This window comes from Sphingomonas sp. BK069 (assembly GCF_014193405.1).
GTDB lineage: Bacteria > Pseudomonadota > Alphaproteobacteria > Sphingomonadales > Sphingomonadaceae > Sphingomonas.
The window spans coordinates 544468-560793 of the sequence record NZ_JACHZH010000002.1; the positions used below are offsets into that span (position 1 = coordinate 544468).

General features: G+C 66.0%; 17 protein-coding genes. 7 read left to right on the top strand and 10 right to left on the bottom strand.

Translation table 11 applies throughout. The features are described from left to right. Positions 1–166: 166 nt before the first annotated feature. Entirely contained in the window at positions 167–1978 is a 1812-nt protein-coding gene (locus FHY02_RS11180) for an ATP-dependent endonuclease (protein WP_183921985.1), read from the top strand. Between the two features lie 28 nt (positions 1979–2006). On the opposite strand, the gene FHY02_RS11185 is transcribed toward FHY02_RS11180, so the two are convergent. Both FHY02_RS11185 and FHY02_RS11190 read right to left on the bottom strand, forming a co-directional pair. Beyond that, complete coding sequence (locus FHY02_RS11185) at positions 2007–2471, bottom strand: hypothetical protein (RefSeq protein ID WP_183921986.1); 465 nt, start codon at positions 2469–2471, stop codon at positions 2007–2009. A 12-nt stretch (positions 2472–2483) separates the two neighbouring features. Beyond that, the gene (locus FHY02_RS11190) at positions 2484–3452 is read right to left on the bottom strand and encodes an energy transducer TonB (RefSeq protein WP_183921987.1); all 969 of its coding nucleotides are present in this window, start codon (positions 3450–3452) and stop codon (positions 2484–2486) included. Between the two features lie 122 nt (positions 3453–3574). On the opposite strand from FHY02_RS11190, the gene uvrA reads away from it, so the two are divergent. Both uvrA and FHY02_RS11200 read left to right on the top strand, forming a co-directional pair. Then, entirely contained in the window at positions 3575–6496 is a 2922-nt protein-coding gene (gene uvrA / locus FHY02_RS11195; RefSeq protein WP_183921988.1) for an excinuclease ABC subunit UvrA, read from the top strand. Between the two features lie 90 nt (positions 6497–6586). After that, positions 6587–7849, top strand: a complete 1263-nt coding sequence (locus FHY02_RS11200; RefSeq protein WP_183921989.1) for a HEPN domain-containing protein — start codon at positions 6587–6589, stop codon at positions 7847–7849. Positions 7850–7852: 3 nt separating this feature from the next. On the opposite strand, the gene FHY02_RS11205 is transcribed toward FHY02_RS11200, so the two are convergent. Together FHY02_RS11205 and FHY02_RS11210 are read right to left on the bottom strand one after the other, a co-directional pair. Continuing rightward, a complete protein-coding gene (locus FHY02_RS11205) occupies positions 7853–8158 on the bottom strand; it encodes a BrnA antitoxin family protein (protein WP_183921990.1) in 306 nt (101 codons plus the stop codon). Next, positions 8106–8390: a BrnT family toxin gene (locus tag FHY02_RS11210; protein WP_183921991.1), complete on the bottom strand. Its 285-nt coding sequence runs from the start codon at positions 8388–8390 to the stop codon at positions 8106–8108. The genes FHY02_RS11205 and FHY02_RS11210 overlap by 53 nt, the downstream gene beginning before the upstream one ends. 1567 nt (positions 8391–9957) lie before the next feature. Here FHY02_RS11210 and FHY02_RS23430 point away from each other — a divergent pair. Then, entirely contained in the window at positions 9958–10419 is a 462-nt protein-coding gene (locus FHY02_RS23430; protein ID WP_183922061.1) for a DUF3597 domain-containing protein, read from the top strand. A 36-nt stretch (positions 10420–10455) separates the two neighbouring features. Here the strand turns inward: FHY02_RS23430 and FHY02_RS11220 are convergent, their stop codons facing one another. Both FHY02_RS11220 and FHY02_RS11225 read right to left on the bottom strand, forming a co-directional pair. After that, positions 10456–11166 carry a glutathione S-transferase gene (locus FHY02_RS11220; RefSeq protein ID WP_183921992.1) on the bottom strand — a complete coding sequence of 237 codons (711 nt, stop codon included), beginning with the start codon at positions 11164–11166 and terminating at the stop codon, positions 10456–10458. Then, positions 11163–11453, bottom strand: coding sequence for a BolA family transcriptional regulator (locus FHY02_RS11225; protein ID WP_183921993.1), 291 nt, complete (start codon positions 11451–11453; stop codon positions 11163–11165). The genes FHY02_RS11220 and FHY02_RS11225 overlap by 4 nt, the downstream gene beginning before the upstream one ends. 44 nt (positions 11454–11497) lie before the next feature. Between FHY02_RS11225 and FHY02_RS11230 the strand changes: the two genes are divergently transcribed. Continuing rightward, on the top strand, positions 11498–12097 hold the full coding sequence (locus FHY02_RS11230; RefSeq protein ID WP_183921994.1) for a DnaJ domain-containing protein: 600 nt from the start codon (positions 11498–11500) through the stop codon (positions 12095–12097). A 47-nt stretch (positions 12098–12144) separates the two neighbouring features. On the opposite strand, the gene FHY02_RS11235 is transcribed toward FHY02_RS11230, so the two are convergent. Beyond that, positions 12145–12714, bottom strand: coding sequence for an ATP-dependent Clp protease proteolytic subunit (locus tag FHY02_RS11235; protein ID WP_183921995.1), 570 nt, complete (start codon positions 12712–12714; stop codon positions 12145–12147). Positions 12715–12810: 96 nt separating this feature from the next. Between FHY02_RS11235 and FHY02_RS11240 the strand changes: the two genes are divergently transcribed. Together FHY02_RS11240 and brnA are read left to right on the top strand one after the other, a co-directional pair. Beyond that, positions 12811–13056: a hypothetical protein gene (locus tag FHY02_RS11240; protein ID WP_221198587.1), complete on the top strand. Its 246-nt coding sequence runs from the start codon at positions 12811–12813 to the stop codon at positions 13054–13056. Positions 13057–13064: 8 nt separating this feature from the next. Continuing rightward, the gene (gene brnA, locus FHY02_RS11245) at positions 13065–13286 is read left to right on the top strand and encodes a type II toxin-antitoxin system BrnA family antitoxin (RefSeq protein ID WP_183921996.1); all 222 of its coding nucleotides are present in this window, start codon (positions 13065–13067) and stop codon (positions 13284–13286) included. 281 nt (positions 13287–13567) lie between these two features. Here the strand turns inward: brnA and sdhA are convergent, their stop codons facing one another. Genes sdhA through sdhC form a run of 3 tightly spaced genes read right to left on the bottom strand, consistent with a single transcriptional unit; the run spans position 13568 to position 16176 of the window. Further along, complete coding sequence (sdhA, locus tag FHY02_RS11250) at positions 13568–15370, bottom strand: succinate dehydrogenase flavoprotein subunit (RefSeq protein WP_183921997.1); 1803 nt, start codon at positions 15368–15370, stop codon at positions 13568–13570. After that, the gene (gene sdhD / locus FHY02_RS11255) at positions 15370–15747 is read right to left on the bottom strand and encodes a succinate dehydrogenase, hydrophobic membrane anchor protein (protein ID WP_183921998.1); all 378 of its coding nucleotides are present in this window, start codon (positions 15745–15747) and stop codon (positions 15370–15372) included. Before sdhD ends, sdhA begins: the two co-directional genes overlap by 1 nt. Beyond that, a complete protein-coding gene (sdhC, locus tag FHY02_RS11260) occupies positions 15748–16176 on the bottom strand; it encodes a succinate dehydrogenase, cytochrome b556 subunit (RefSeq protein WP_183921999.1) in 429 nt (142 codons plus the stop codon). Positions 16177–16326 lie beyond the last annotated feature (150 nt).

Sequence of the window (16326 nt, forward strand, 5' to 3'; positions counted from 1 at the left end):
ACCTACTCGAAACCCGCCGACAGCACGAGCTTCGGTGGGACATACATTTGTTTGTTACAAAGCCCCATAATCCGATCTGGATCAAAAAATTCGCTCGTCGCATGTTGGCGATTGACGGTGGGCGGCGGTCACGTACCATCCACACAGATCATTGCGCGAGCCTCCAATGCAGCTAATCAAAAAAGTAGAAGTAAACTACTTGCGATCGCTTTACAGCCTCAATCTTGACGACGTTGGCGATCTAAACGTTGTTTTCGGCAGAAACGATAGCGGCAAGTCAAACTTTTTACGAGCATTAAACCTATTTTTCAATGATGTGACTGACACTCAGCATGAATTTGATTTTTCAATAGAGATATCAGACGAGCGCAAGAAGGTTGCAAGGGAGGCGAAGGGGAGACAGTTTATATGGATAAAGGTCACCTTTAATGTTCCGCCGAATTATCAATCTGCGCTGGGCGATGAGATCGCTGTAAAAAGGCAGTGGAACCGAGATGGTGACATGAACGAGACCGTCTTCCCATCATCCTCAAGCCCAGGAAGGCAGGCAAGACTTACTAGGTTTCTTAATGACATAGATTACACCTACATTCCTGCCATCAAGGATATTAACGTCTACGCAGATTTGATCGAAAGGATGTACGGCGCAGCGGCGGATACCGGCGTTCTGAAAGATGCAACTGACACCTTTGTGGACGCCATAGGAGAGAAGACAAATTCGCTGTCAAGCCAGCTTGCTTTGTTATTCGGCACTAGTGCGAGCCTCGCTCCCCCAACGGAGATGAAGCGTCTGTTTCGAAATTTAGACTTTTCATATGGCGATGATAAACACTCTCTTTTGAGGCAAAAGGGAGATGGTATCAAAGCTAGGCACTTGCCCGAACTTTTACGCTTTATCAATGAAACCGAAGAGCGTGCGAAGCGCTTCATTTGGGGGTTTGAAGAGCCAGAAAATTCGCTAGATCTAAATGCCGCAGAGCTCGAAGCACAACGTTTTGCATCTTTTGCAGAGCGTTCAGACACTCAAATCTTTATAACCAGCCACTCGCCTGCCTTCTACCTGTCAGAAACATCCTCATCATCAGAAATCCGCCGTTACTTCATAACAAAACAAGGCATAAACGAAAGCGGTGTCGTAAACCCATCAAACGCAGCTTCCAAGATTGATCTTCTTGAAGATGCCGAAGCAAAGATGGAAAAAGCAGGACTTCTTCAACTACCGTTCATAATCCGTCTTATCAAAGAACAGCGAAATGAAATAGAAAAACATAGGGAAGCTGCCGGGAAGCTAAACGTGAAGTTGTCGTCCCTGCAAAAGCCTACTATTTTTGTAGAAGGGAAGTTTGATGTTGAAGCTTTACGCGAAGCGCTTTCACGATCGGGCCACGCAGAAGATGTGTCGGTAAAGCAGCTAGGCGGCACGCCCTCATCAATCGGAGGTATCTTGAATGCTGTTTTGCAGCAAGGAGGTCTGTCATCATCTGCTCCGACTATTTTTCTCTTTGACAATGACAAACCTGGCCGGGCAGCCTTCTCAAAACTTTCTAGCAACCTAAATCGACAAGCGCCGACCGCGCTAGGAAGCCGACAAGCTGCTTGGTGCCTGCCCTTCTCTGACGATTTCAAGGAATTTTTAGCGAACCATCAGATCCAAGACGAACAAGCCTTTTTTACACTTGAGTTTCTATTCCCAAGCCAGGCAGCGACCGATCTATGTCTTAATCTGGCCGAGGAAAATCATGATCGCGTCGATTCAAGCTGGTGGAATACTATTAACGGACAGTACTTTGGACCACTAAAGCAGGAAATCTTTTTGAAGCTGCGCGACGCAGAGCGGGGAACGCCTGCATGGCTTTTTGGCCGAGGCGTTCCTGAAGGGATCAAAGGGCGATTCCTTAAGAAGGCAACTCAAAATCTGTCGACTTCAGCAATCGATGAGGTCACCAAAAAGGTGATTGAGACTTTGCAAAGCCTCTGAGTACAAGCTAATCAGGAGCTCAGAAGCTTTACCCCCGCCCCTTCAACCCACCGAAGAACGCCGTCGCCACGCGCGTCACCGCGTCCCCGATCTCCTGCTCGCGCGTGCGCTGGCCACCACCGGCGCCCGCCGCCGCGGCCCCCGCGCCCGCACCCTGCGCCTCCCCCGCGCCGCCCGCCGGCGCCGCGCTCCTCACGGCCTTCTCCGCCGCCTTGGCCGCGACCGCGCTCGCGGCCATGCCCGCCACCGCGGTCAGCGCGCTCGCGATCGCCTGCTGGCCCGCGGGCGACTGGGCGCGCTCGATCCACGCCTCGCCCTGGCGGCGCAGCTCCTTGGGCAGCTTCACGCCGAACAGCTCCTTGGGCAGCTTCGCCGACCGGCCCGCGCTCTTGCCCGCGTCCTTGCCGGCGCCCGCGCCCCCGCCCGACCCCTTGCCGTCCGCACCCTTCTTCTTGCCCATGCGCACCTCCTGTGTGCCATAGAGGTAAGACACGCGCGCGGGCGATCAACCCTCGGCGCGCGCGGCCTCGCGGCGCTGGCGCACATAGGCGCGATAGGCGGGATCGTCCTGCCACGCGCCGGGCAGCTCCCATCTGATCACCTGGGTGGTGTGGCTCGTCATCGGCAGGCCGTCGCGCCCCACCGCCGGGGTGAAGCGCGCGCGCAGCCGCGCGGCGTCGCAGCCGGCCTTGTCGAGCGCCTCGCTGCCGCTCGGGATCACGGTGCGGCACTCGCTGACACGGCCGTCGGTGGCGATCGTCCACACTTGCGCCGAGGTGCCGAGCTCGCCGCGCGCCACCGCCGCCTTGGCGTAATCCTCGGGGCCGATGAAGCGCGTCGGGCTGCCGCGCGACTGCGCCTCGGTCGCCACCGCCGCGCGCTCGCCCGGGGCGATGCCCCAGCCGCGCGCGATATCGTCGTTGCAGCGCGCCAGCGCGGCGAGCGCGCGCGCGGTGCCGACCAGCGACACCGCCAGCGCGGGCTCGCTCGAGGGGGTGAGCGTCAGCACCGCGCGCTCGGGCAGATCGGCGAACAGCGCGGGGTTGGTCCAGCCGCGCAGCGTGCGGAGCTTGTCGCCGGTGCCGTTGAATGCCTCGTAGACGGTCTGGTCGCCGCGCCCCTCCACCGCGATCGTGAGCACGCCGCGGCGTAGCCCGCGCTGGCCGAGGCGGCGCTGCACGCTGAGCTCGACGCGGTCGCTGAACGGCAGCGAGCGCCACGCCACGATCACGGGCGCGTCCGCCGCGCCGAAGGCGCGCGCCATCGCGCAGCCGCGCTCGCCGTAATTGACCACCCATTTGCCCTGCGGTGCGAGCGGGGCGGGGGCGAGCGGGGCGGGGTCGGGCGGCGCCGCGGCAGCGAGCGCGAGCGCGCTCCCCAGCAACGCCGCGCCGGCCAGCGCGCGCGCCGCCGTCGCCCCGCGCCGCTCAGCTCGCCCGCGCGCCCGCCCGCTCCGCCGCTCAGCCTGCCGCATCGCTTGCTCCCGTGCCGGCGCGTGCCCGTGCGCGCCTTGTCGCCCGCAGCCTAGCGTCCCACATCGCGCGGGCAAGCGCCCGGCGCTGGACCTGCCCGAACAAATCTGGAACAAACAACCGCATGGCCCTTACCACCCTCTCCGTCCGCGGCGCGCGCGAGCACAATCTCAAGGACGTGTCGGTCGACATCCCGCGCGACACGCTCACCGTGATCACGGGGCTGTCGGGCTCGGGCAAGTCGAGCCTGGCGTTCGACACGATCTACGCCGAGGGCCAGCGCCGCTACGTCGAGTCGCTGTCGGCCTATGCGCGCCAGTTCCTCGAGCTGATGCAGAAGCCCGACGTCGACCATATCGAGGGGCTCTCCCCCGCGATCTCGATCGAGCAGAAGACGACCAGCCGCAACCCGCGCTCGACCGTCGCCACCGTCACCGAGATCTACGATTACATGCGGCTGCTGTGGGCGCGCGTCGGCGTGCCCTACTCGCCCGTCACCGGGCTGCCGATCGCGGCGCAGACGGTCAGCCAGATGGTCGATCGCGTGATGGCGCTGCCCGAGGGGACGCGGCTGTACCTGCTCGCGCCGGTCGTGCGCGGGCGCAAGGGCGAGTATCGCAAGGAGCTGGCCGAGTGGCAGAAAGCGGGCTTCACGCGCGTCCGCATCGACGGCGCGGTGCATGAGATCGACGAGGCCCCCGCGCTCGACAAGAAGTACAAGCACGACATCGAGGTGGTGGTCGATCGCCTGGTGGTGCGCGAGGACGTCGCGACGCGGCTCGCCGACAGTTTCGAGACCGCGCTCAAGCTCGCCGACGGGCTCGCCTATGTCGACCCGGCCGATCCTGTGGAGCCGCGCACCCCCGAGAGCGTCGTGCTGGGCGACCACGCGCCGCCGGGGCGGATCGTCTTCTCCGAGAAGTTCGCCTGCCCGGTCAGCGGCTTCACCATCGCCGAGATCGAGCCGCGCCTCTTCTCGTTCAACGCCCCGCAGGGCGCCTGCCCGGCGTGCGACGGGCTCGGCGAGAAACTGGTGTTCGACGAGGACCTGATCGTCCCCAACCACGAGCTCAGCATCAAGAAGGGCGCGGTGGTGCCCTGGGCCAAGAGCAACCCGCCCTCGCCTTATTACATGCAGGTGATGGCGAGCCTGGCGCGCGAGTTCGGCTTCTCGCTCGACACGCCCTGGGGCGAGCTCCACCCCGAAGTGGCGGACAAGATCCTCTACGGCACGGAAGGCCAGCCGGTGACGCTGACCTTCATCGACGGCAAGAAGAGCTACGACGTCAAGAAGCCGTTCGAGGGCGTGATCGGCAACCTCAACCGCCGCATGCTCTCCACCGAGAGCGCGTGGATCAAGGAGGAGCTCGCCAAATACCAGTCGTCGCAGGCGTGCGAGACCTGCCACGGCGCGCGGCTGAAGCCCGAGGCGCTCGCGGTCAAGATCGCGGGCGAGGACATCAGCCACGCCACCCGGCTGAGCGTGGTCGACGCGCTCGCCTTCTTCACCGACCTGCCGAACCATCTCGGCGACCAGCAGCGCGCCATCGCCGAGCGCATCCTCAAGGAGATCATCGAGCGGCTCGGCTTCCTCAACAACGTCGGGCTCGACTATCTCAACCTCGACCGCACCTCGGGCACGCTCTCAGGGGGCGAGAGCCAGCGCATCCGCCTCGCCTCGCAGATCGGCAGCGGGCTCTCCGGCGTGCTGTACGTGCTCGACGAGCCCTCGATCGGGCTGCACCAGCGCGACAACGACATGCTGCTCGCCACGCTGCGCCGGCTGCGCGACCTCGGCAACACCGTGCTGGTGGTCGAGCATGACGAGGACGCGATCCGCACCGCCGACTATGTCATCGACATGGGGCCGGGCGCGGGCGTGCGCGGCGGCCAGGTGGTGGCGCAGGGCACCTTGCCCGAGCTGCTGGCGAGCGAGGGATCGGTCACCGCCGACTATCTCAACGGCGTGCGCGAGGTGCCGGTGCCGGCCAAGCGCCGCAAGGGCTCGGGCAAGAAGCTGACGGTGCACAACGCGCGCGCCAACAACCTCACCGGCGTCACCGCCTCGATCCCGCTCGGCACCTTCACCTGCGTGACCGGCGTGTCGGGCTCGGGCAAGTCGAGCTTCACCATCGACACCTTGTTCGCGGGGGCGGCGCGCCAGCTCAACGGCGCGCGCGTGCTGGCGGGCAAGCACGACAAGATCACCGGACTGCAGCATCTCGACAAGGTGATCGACATCGACCAGTCGCCGATCGGCCGCACCCCGCGCTCGAACCCGGCGACCTACACGGGCGCCTTCACCCAGATCCGCGATTGGTTCGCCGGGCTCCCTGAGTCACTCGCGCGCGGCTACAAGCCGGGGCGGTTCAGCTTCAACGTCAAGGGCGGGCGCTGCGAGGCATGCCAGGGCGACGGCGTGCTCAAGATCGAGATGCACTTCCTCCCCGACGTCTACGTCACCTGCGACGTGTGCCACGGCGCGCGCTACAACCGCGAGACGCTGGAGGTGAAGTTCAAGGGCCACTCGATCGCCGACGTGCTCGACATGACGGTGGAGGACGCCGCGGGCTTCTTCGCCAACGTGCCGCCGATCCGCGACAAGATGGCGATGCTGGTCGAGGTCGGGCTGGGTTACGTCAAGGTCGGCCAGCAGGCGACGACGCTCTCGGGCGGCGAGGCGCAGCGGGTCAAGCTCGCCAAGGAACTGTCGCGCCGCGCGACGGGGAACACGCTGTACATTCTCGACGAGCCGACGACGGGGCTGCACTTCGAGGACGTGCGCAAGCTGCTCGAGGTGCTCCACGCGCTGGTGGAGCAGGGCAACACCGTGGTGGTGATCGAGCACAACCTCGACGTGATCAAGACCGCCGACTGGATCATCGACCTGGGGCCCGAGGGCGGCGTCAAGGGCGGCGAGATCGTCGCAGAGGGCACGCCGGAGGCGGTGGTCAAGGAGAAGCGGAGCTATACCGGGCGGTATCTGGCGCCGCTGCTGCGGAAGCGCGGGGCGGGCGTGAAGGCGGAAGCTGAAGCGGCGGAGTGAGGCGTTTGCCCGAAATTTATCCAGTTCATTTCATTCACTTCGGCCCGATAACCTCTTGACGAGCACATTCGGTGATTTCATGCTTCTCCAATGAAAATCAATCAAGCGGTAAGCAGTACATTGCTGGTTGCTATAACAGAAGCAATTCAGGACGGACAACATTTACAATACGGGCTTATTGATTTTCCGAAAGGATGGGAAGAAAAGACATTAGTTGCCCTTTCGGACGAATTTCGCTCCGCATTGAATAAGTCACTAGACGGCTCGTCCTTTGAGGCGTTTGTCAAGGAAAGCCTTGAGTTTATACGCCTTGAGTCAGGCGTTCCATCGCCTAAGACGCCTATCCGCCTTACTGAGCTTACGTGTTTCAAAGATGCGCTCTCCACCGCTCGTATTATTGTCGCTAATCTTGAAAGGGTGCCAGCTCAATACAGGCTAATCACTCGCATATCTAAGGAGCTAGGTGAGCGGATAACCTGCTCAGGTGTAGACGTAAAACTGTCGGATCGACTTCGCGTTCTATCCTTTGACATGATACCAAAGTCATTTGTCTTGAAACACACAAATAGCAGAATCAACGCTTATCTTAACCGATATCACTCGGATAAAATTGAAGAACAATTTCAGGACAATGCATTGTATCTGGAATTTCGTACAACTGGCTATTTGGCACGTCGAAGAAGTTCAAGAGCAATTAGTGAGTTTTACGATGAGATTAGGGCGTTTTACGGAGCATGCATAGCAAACGGCATTTTCTATGAACACGGAGGATGGTCGGAGGAGATAACGCCTCTTCTTATAGGCAATAGCATACATAATGGCGTGGAGAGCTTCGCTTACGTGGAGCGTTGCGACGAGGATGTGGTCGCATGCGCCGCTCTCGAAACTTCCATGAAAACTGATCGTCAGCTTAAAAATGGAAATTCGCTTGAAGAGGTTCTTACACCGATAAAGGCTGTCTTTAACTCTGACAATCATGTTAAGCTTAAAACCGCTTCGACATGGGCGCTGCGAGCTCATCTAAGCAGGCGCGGTCTAGATAAGATTCTTGAGTCGGCTATTACGATTGAGGTCCTAATGGGCGACAGGGAGACAAGTGACCGCATCGGGCTTACTAAGCTTATCGCAAATAGGTGCGCTTACGCCTTAGGAAAAAGTAATAAGGAAAGAGAAGACCTTATCAAATTTTTTATTGAATTTTATAAGGTTAGATCTGAGGTAGTTCATAGTGGCCGAACAGTTCTAAACCATGATGAGCGCAAGATTGTTGACGAAGGACTTGAGCTCTCCATTAGGGTTCTGAAGCATGAGATTGAATTGTCAAGTGACACGCCGACCGTAGTTCGGGCGTAATCGTCATGAGCCAAGCCCCACTGCCTTCCTCAACGCGTCGTTGATCCGCCCCTGCCACCCCGGCCCATCGGCGCGGAAGCGCTCGACCACGTCGGGGTCGAGCCGCAGCGTCACCTGCTGCTTGGCGCGCGCGCGTTGCGGCGGTCGGCCGCGCACCACGCCGTTCGGGCCGAGATAGCCCGTCGCCGGCCGGATAACCTTGCCGGCGATCGAGAATTCGGCGATCTCGAACAGCTCGTCGGTCATCTCGGGCGCGTCATCCGCCGGGTCGAGCCAGCCGGGGTCCGTAGTGGGCACGTTCTCGCTCATTGGCCTTCCTCATCGAGATCACGCGGCGTCCATTCGCCGCCTCGGTCCACACCAGCGCCACCATGCGGCCGTCGAGCAGACCGTAGGTGGCGAAGCGGCGCTCCGGATAGGCGAAGCGGACGTCCTCGAACTCGACCACCGGACCGGCGAACACCGCGACCGCGTCCGCGAAGTCGAGACCGCGGCGTTCGAGCGTCCTCCGCCGCTTCTCCGGATCGAAGCTGATCTCCATCCCTACATTATGTAGCTACACAATCCCCGACAAGCCTCTGGCGCATCTTTCGACGACCCATCGCGGCGCCCGCTGTCCTACACCGTCCAACACCGCGCACCCTCGCCGCCTCCCCCAGCCGCAGCGAGCCGCGCCCATGACCGTCATGACCCCGATGGAAGGCATCACCGCCCCCGCCCGCCGGGCCGACAAGCCCCCCGCCCCCGACTCGCTCACCGACCCGCTCGCCGCCCCGTTCACCGCCTCGCGCCGCGCCGACGGCTGGTCCGCCGAGCGCCAGCGCGCCTTCCTCGAAGCCATCGCGGAAGGCCACGGCGTCGAGCGCGCCGCCGCGCGCGTCGGGCTCTCCGCCACCTCGGCCTTCGCCTTCCGCCGCTCGGCCAAGGGCAGCGCCTTCGCGCTCGGCTGGCGCGCCGCCACATTGGTCGCGCGCGAGGCGGTCGCCGAGACGCTGATGGTGCGCGCGCTCGAGGGCCAGACCGACAGCTATGTCCGCGCCGACGGCACCACCGTCACGCGCCACCGCCACGACAACCGGCTCGCGCTCGGGCTGCTCCACCGGCTCGACCGCCAGGTCGAGTCCGCGCCGGCGGCGGACGCGCAGGCGGCGCGGCTGGTCGCGCAGGAGTTCGACGCCTTCCTCGACTGCGTCGCGGCCGAGGGCGGCGCCGCGCGCGCCGGGCTGTTCCTGGCGCGGCGCAGCGGCGCGCTGCGCGATCTGCTCGGCGGCGCCGCCCCCGCCGATCCCGCCGCGGCCGACGCGGCCGCCGCCGCCGCTTCGCCCGACCCCGCTGCCGCCGACGCGCTCGCGCGCGAGCTCGCGCCGATCCTCGCGCTCGCCGCGGCGGACCGGTTCCAGCGCGTCGGCGCCGCGCGCGCCGTGGAGGTCGACGTCGCCGACCTCGACGCCGCGGCGCGTCACACGTGGAGCGCGGCGCAATGGGCGCGCGCCGAGGCGGCGGGGCTGGTGGTGCTCGCCCCGCCCGCCCCCGATCCGGCGCCGGCGGCGGACTCGCCCGAGGCGCAACATTCGCAACATTCGGGCGTGCCGGTGTGGTGGGACGAGGCGGCGCGCGACTGGCGCACGCGCTTCCCGCCGCCCTACGCCTTCGTCGGCGAGGAACAGGGGCTGCCGGGCGATCGCGCCTATGCGCGCGCGCTCACCCCGGCCGAGGCGCGCGCGATGGGGCCCAACCCCGATCGCTACGACGACGACGAATATGACGCCTTGTTCGACGCGCGCGACGCCTGGTTCACCGCGGCCGCCGCGCGCGCGGGCGTGCCGCCGCCCCCGACCGCGCGGAGCACGCGCGACGAGCAGGCCGCGGGCGCGTGGGACCGGCGCCGCGGCGGCGCGCCGCTCAGCGCGACGCAGGTCGAGCTGATCCGCCGCATCCGCGCGGCGGCGCGCACGCCGCCGACGCCGGAGGAGATCGATCCCGACAATTGGGGCAGCTACGAGGAGGGCATCGCCGAGGCGGACGCGCTGCTGGCGGAATGCGACGGTGAACCTTCGTGGCGACGCGACGTTGCCGGGGACGACCTGGATCAGATGGGAGTTGGTGACATGAGCATCTTCGGCGCGATCAAGAGCGCGATCTTCGGCGACAAGGGCCCGCTCGGCGGCCAGTTCGGCGGCCACAAGGAGGCACCCGCCACCCCGGCGACCCCGGCCACGCCGGCGACGCCGGGCACGTCGGCCGCGCCCGCCACGCCGGCTGCCCCCGCCGCACCGGCGGCGCCCGCGGCGCCCGCGGCGCCGGCCGCCGCGGTCGACGTCGAGCAGGTGCTCACCGCCACCGCGCAGGCGAAGGGCAACCCCGACCTCAACTGGCGCACCTCGATCGTCGACCTGATGAAGCTGCTCGACATCGACTCGAGCCTGTCCAACCGCAAGGAGCTCGCCACCGAGCTCGGCTATACCGGCCAGCTCGACGGCTCGGCCGAGATGAACATCTGGCTCCACCGCGCGGTGATGCGCGCGCTGGAGCAGAGCGGCGGCATCGTCCCCGACTCGCTGCGGGGGTGACGCCGAAGTCCTCCCCGCGCCGCGGGGAGGATCGGCTTAATCCCCGTCGAGCTCGGGATAGTGGCGGAAGATGCCCTCCTCGCTGAACGGCAGCCGCCGCTCGCTGGTGAGATAGGCGTTCACCCCGGGAAGCGCGGCGACGCGGTCGTGCAGCGCCGCCAGACCGGGGTAGCGCGGCGCCAGCGTCGCCATCCGCCGCGGAAAGGCATAGCGCAGCCCCGCGATCACCTGGAACAGCGAGGTGTCGACATAGCTCCAGCGCCCGCCCGCGACCCACTCGCCCTCGATGACGCGTGTCGCCGCCTCGAAGTGATCGAGGAATTTGGGGATTCGCTCGTCGCGGAACGTGGCGGCGGCGCGTGCCGCCTCGGGCTTCTGTTCCTCGTAATAGGCCATGGCGGCGACCGGGTGGTGGACGTTGTGCGCCTCCGCCACGAGGTCGGCGACGGTGAGCTGCAGCTGGTGGAGCCAGTAGCGCGTCGCCGCGTCGCCCGGCGCCAGCCCGTGGTGGTCGCCGAGGTAGAGCAGGATGTCGGCGACCTGCGCCACCGCGCGCCCGTCCGCTACCAGATAGGGCGGCGCGAACGGCGCGAACGGCGCGTGCCCCGCCATGTCGGCGAGCATCGCCTTGACGCCATGCACCCGCGCGCTGTCCTCATAGGCGATCCCGCCCGCCTCGAGCGCGAGCCGGACGAACTCGCCGCGGCCCTGGATCGTCGGCCAGTACCACAGCCGGTAGCCGCTCACGCCGGCTCGCCCGGCGCGGTGGCGCGGATCGCCAGCGCGTGGACGTGGTCGGCGAGCAGCTCGGCGAGCGCGCGGTTGACCAGCCGCTGGCGCTCGACGCGCGAGCGACCGGCGAAGGCGGGGCTCTCCACCAGCACGCGGAAGTGGCTCTCGCCGCTGCCGTCGTCGCCGGCATGGCCGCGGTGAAGCGCGCTCTCGTTGATCACCTCGAGCCGCGACGGGGCGAGCGCCGCGGTGAGACGGGCGGTGATCTCGGCCGCGATCGGCCCGGTGGAAGCGTCGGTCATCGCCCCCATATACCCTCCTTTGTCCGGGAAGCGACGGCAGTTCAGTGAAGCCCCACAAGGATCGACCGCAGACGAGATTCCACGGCCGCGTCGAGGGCGCGGCGCAGGAATGTGCGCACCCCGGCTGTACCGAGCCGGGCGAGTTCCGCGCGCCGCCGCTCGAGGGCGCGGGCCACGGCGAGGGACCGCCGCGCTTCCGCTGGTTCTGCCTCGACCATATCCGCGCCTTCAACGCGGGCTACAATTACTTCGACGGGATGACAGCGGACGAGATCCACCACGCGCAACGCCCGCTGGCGGGCTGGGAGAACGCGACACGCGCCTTCACGCGCGCCGGCGGCGGCGACCAGGGCCCGCGCTGGGCCGACTTCACCGACCCGCTCGACGCGATCGGCGCGCGCTTCCGCCGCGCCGCCGCGCCCGAGCGGAGCGACGGCAAGCTGTTGTCGGGCGAGGACCGGCGCGCCCTGGAGACGCTCGGTCTGGCGGCGGACGCGGACCGCGCCGCGCTGCGCCGCCGCTATTCCGAGCTGGTGCGCCGCTATCACCCCGACCGCAACGGCGGCGACCGCAGCCACGAGGCGATGCTGGCCAAGGTGATCAGCGCCTATCACCAGCTCCGCCAGGCGCCGGCCTTCGCGTGAGGCGCGCCGCGGTGGGTCAGCGCAGGGGCTGACCCACCGCGGGAACGTCATATGACGTCGAGCACCAGGCCGAGGTCACGTGCCTCGTTCGCCTCGATGTACCAATTGTCGGGCGCGCGCTTCTTGAGCTCGTCGAGCGTCACCTGGCTGCCGCGGACGAGGTCGGCGAAGCCCTCCTCCTGGATGCGGATCGAGTCGGCAATCTCGTTGAGCTTGGCCTTGAGGATCGGCGGGATCGTATTGAGCGGGCCGGAGAGCTGGATCGTGCTTGTCATGCTGCGCTCGTGGATCATCAGGCGTGAGTTGCGCGTGAGGAAGCGGTTCTCGACCGGGAAGGCCGACATGAAGGTCGCGCCGGCGGAATAGACCGCGACCTTGCCGAGGAACAGCGCCTCGCGGCCGGTATATTCGCGCAGCAGGCGGATCGAGTCGCCCATCGCGCGCGCCATCTCGGGGTCGCCGCCGAGCGTGGTGAGCGAGACGACGATCGGGCCCCCGGCGGGCACGGCGGCGAGTTGCTCTTTGAACCGTGCATACATCATGTCGTCCACGGTGCCGTGGAGCTGAATGTGCGGGATGGCGAGGAGCGGGTAGCGAGCGGCGTTGCTGTCGGTCATGGCGGCGGTAAGCGACGGCGGGGGCGAGGGTTCCCTACGGCGCAGAAAACGTGGGCGCGGTGGAGGTGGGCTCGTTCCGCGTGTCTATGACAGAGCGTGTTCGAGTTCAACGCCGCGAAGAGTGCCGCGAACCGGCTCAAGCTCGGCATCGACTTTCCTACCGCGCGGGCGCTGTGGCATGATCCGCTGGCGTTGCGTATTCCGGTGAGACGATCGGCCTCGTCAAGCCGCGCTGGCTGGTCGTCGGCCATATCGACGGACGGCTGTGGTGACCGAGCGCGGCGACCGGATCCGAATCAACTCGGTGCGCCGCGCGCGACCGGAGGAAGCGAGAGCCTATGAGCGGGCAGATGAGCAGTGAGGACTTCGACCGACGTTTCGACGCGGTGGACGACATCAGCGACCTGATCGACTGGAGTGCGGCGGAGCGGATCAACGACATTGAGCGTGTCGCGCTCGACCTGCCCACGTGGCGCGTCCGCCGGCTCGACCAGCTCGCCGCCGATAGCGGCACCACCCGCCAAGCGCTGATCGCGCGCTGGCTCGCCGAACGGCTCGACGGCGCCGCCTAATCCGAGCCGCGCCCGGCCGTCCGCATCATGGCCTTGCTCGCCTTTGCGGTGCGCGACATGGCGCGGTTGAGGCGCTCTCACCTGCGACGCTGGCAATGCTCCTGCGCCGCCGCGGTCGGGTCGGGCACGGCCAGGATCTGATCGAAGCACGAGCGTGCTCCTGCGCACGCAGGAGCCTAGAGCCACGAGCGCCATCCCTGGCGCCCTGGGCTCCGGCGTTCGCCGGAGCACGCTTCAGCTTCGATGAATTAGCCTCTAAGGGCTCGACCAAGGCGCGTTGATCAGTAGACGCGCTTCTTCGGCTTGATGTAGTCGACGTCGTCGGTGAGCGTGTAGTCGTGCACCGGGCGATAATCGATCGCGGTGGCGCCGCTCTTGCCGCCCCAGCCCTCGAAGGTCGTGATCGTGTGCTTCATCCAGTTGGCGTCGTCGCGCTCGGGGAAGTCCTCGTGCATGTGCGCGCCGCGGCTCTCCTTGCGGTTGGCCGCGCTCTTCATCGTCACCACCGCTTGGCCGATCAGATTGTCGAGTTCGAGCGTCTCCACCAGGTCGGTGTTCCAGATCAGCGAGCGATCGGTCACGCCGACGTCCTGGACGCCCTGGTAGATCGCCTCGATCTTCTCGACGCCCTCCGCCAGCAGCGCCGAGTCGCGGAACACCGCGCAGTGGCGCTGCATCGTCCGCTGCATCTCGCCGCGCAGCTTGGCGGTCGGGGTGCCGCCCGAGGCGTGGCGGAAATGGTCGAGCCGGCTCAGCGCCATCTCTTCCGAGCCCTTGGGCAGCGGGTTGTGCGGCGTGTCGGGCTTGAGCGTCTCCTTCAGCCGCAGCCCGGTGGCGCGGCCGAACACGACGAGGTCGATCAGCGAGTTGGAGCCGAGCCGGTTGGCGCCGTGGACCGAGACGCACGCCGCCTCGCCCACCGCGAACAGGCCGGGGACGACCGAGTCGGGGTCGCCGTCGCGCAGCCGCACGACCTCGCCGTGATAGTTACACGGCACGCCGCCCATGTTGTAATGGACCGTCGGGGTGACCGGCAGCGGCTGGCGCGTCAGGTCGACGCCCGCGAAGATCTTGCCCGTCTCGGTGATGCCGGGCAGCCGCTCGTGCAGCACCTTGGGATCGATATGGTCGAGGTGGAGGAAGATATGGTCCTTCTCCTTGCCGACGCCGCGGCCCTCGCGCATCTCCATCGCCATCGAGCGCGCCACCACGTCGCGGCTGGCGAGGTCCTTGGCGCTGGGGGCGTAGCGCTCCATGAAGCGCTCGCCCTCGGAGTTGGTGAGGTAGCCGCCCTCGCCACGCGCGCCCTCGGTGATCAGCACGCCCGCGCCGTAGATGCCGGTCGGGTGGAACTGGACGAACTCCATGTCCTGCAGCGGCAGGCCGGCGCGCAGTGCCATGCCGTTGCCGTCGCCGGTGCAGGTGTGCGCCGAGGTGGCCGACTGGTAGACGCGCCCGCCGCCGCCGGTGGCGAGCACCACCGCGTGCGCGCGGAAGCGGTGGATCGAGCCGTCCTCCATGCACAGCGCGATCACGCCACGGCAGGCGCCGTTCTCCATGATGAGGTCGAGCGCGAAATATTCGACGTAGAAGTCCGCGTCATACTTCAGGCTCTGCTGGTAGAGCGCGTGGAGCATGGCGTGGCCGGTGCGGTCCGCTGCGGCGCAGGTACGCTGCACCGGCGGGCCCTCGCCCATGTTCTGCATGTGGCCGCCGAACGGGCGCTGGTAGATCGTGCCGTTGTCGTTGCGGCTGAACGGCACGCCGGCGTGCTCCAGCTCGTAGACCGCGGCGGGCGCCTCGCGGACCATATATTCGATCGCGTCCTGGTCGCCGAGCCAGTCGGAGCCCTTGACGGTGTCGAACATGTGCCACGACCAGTGATCGGGCGAGTTGTTGCCGAGCGAGGCGGCGATCCCGCCCTGCGCCGCGACGGTGTGGCTGCGCGTGGGGAACACCTTGGTGATGCAGGCGGTCTTCAGCCCGCTCTCGGCGATCCCCATGGTCGCGCGCAGCCCCGAGCCGCCCGCACCGACGACCACCGCGTCATAGGTGTGGTCGATGATCTTATACGCGTCGGACATCAGGCGGCGGCTCCGAAGGCGACCTTGAGGATCGAGAAGATGGCGACCCCGGCGGTCGCGGCGGTGAACACGTTGAGCAGGATCGTCAGCACGAAGCGGTTCTCTTTGTGCGAATAATCCTCGATCACCGTCTGCAGCCCGAGGCGGAAGTGGTAGAACACCGAGGCGATCAGCAGCGCCATCGGCACCGCCGCCCAGGCCGAGGAGAGCCACAGCCGCACCGTGGTGTGATCATAGGACGGCAGCATGGCGATCGACGCCAGGAACCACACCAGCAGCAGGAAATTGGTGCCGGCGGTAATCTTGTGGTGCCACCAGTGATGCGCGCCGGCGTGCGCGCTGCCCAGCCCGCGGACGCGGCCGATCTCGGTCGTCATTTACTTGATCCCCACGAGGAGAAACCAGAAGCCCGCGGTGAGCAGCACCGACATCACGAAGGTGAGCACCGCCAGCGTGCGGTTGACCTTCAGCTCGAACGCCGCGCCGGTGTCGAGGATGAGGTGGCGGATGCCGCTCATCATGTGCTGGAACAGCGACCAGGTCAGCCCGACGCCGACGATCCAGCCGAGCGGGTTGAGCGCGCCGCTCGCGGTGGTGAACACGTCGAGGAACACGCCGTAGGCCTGCGGCCCGGCGGCGATCGCGGCGAGCCACCAGACGAGCAGCAGCGTGCCCACCGTCGCCATGCCGTCGCCGGTGACGCGGTGGAAGATCGAGGCGGTCATCGCCGGCGACCAGCGATAGTGCAGCCGCAGCGGGCCGCTGAACAGATGCGGGCTGCGCGGGCGGGCGGGTTTGGAGGCCAAGCGCTGGGTTCCTCGGGTGACGAAAACGACGGACAGATTTGGCGCTGCCTATGCGTCCAGCGGCGCGCCGATGCAAGCTTGGTGCCGGGTCCCCCGAGGGAAACGACGGTGGTTGCCTAACCCACTGTTAACCCGGGAGCGGTAGCTACG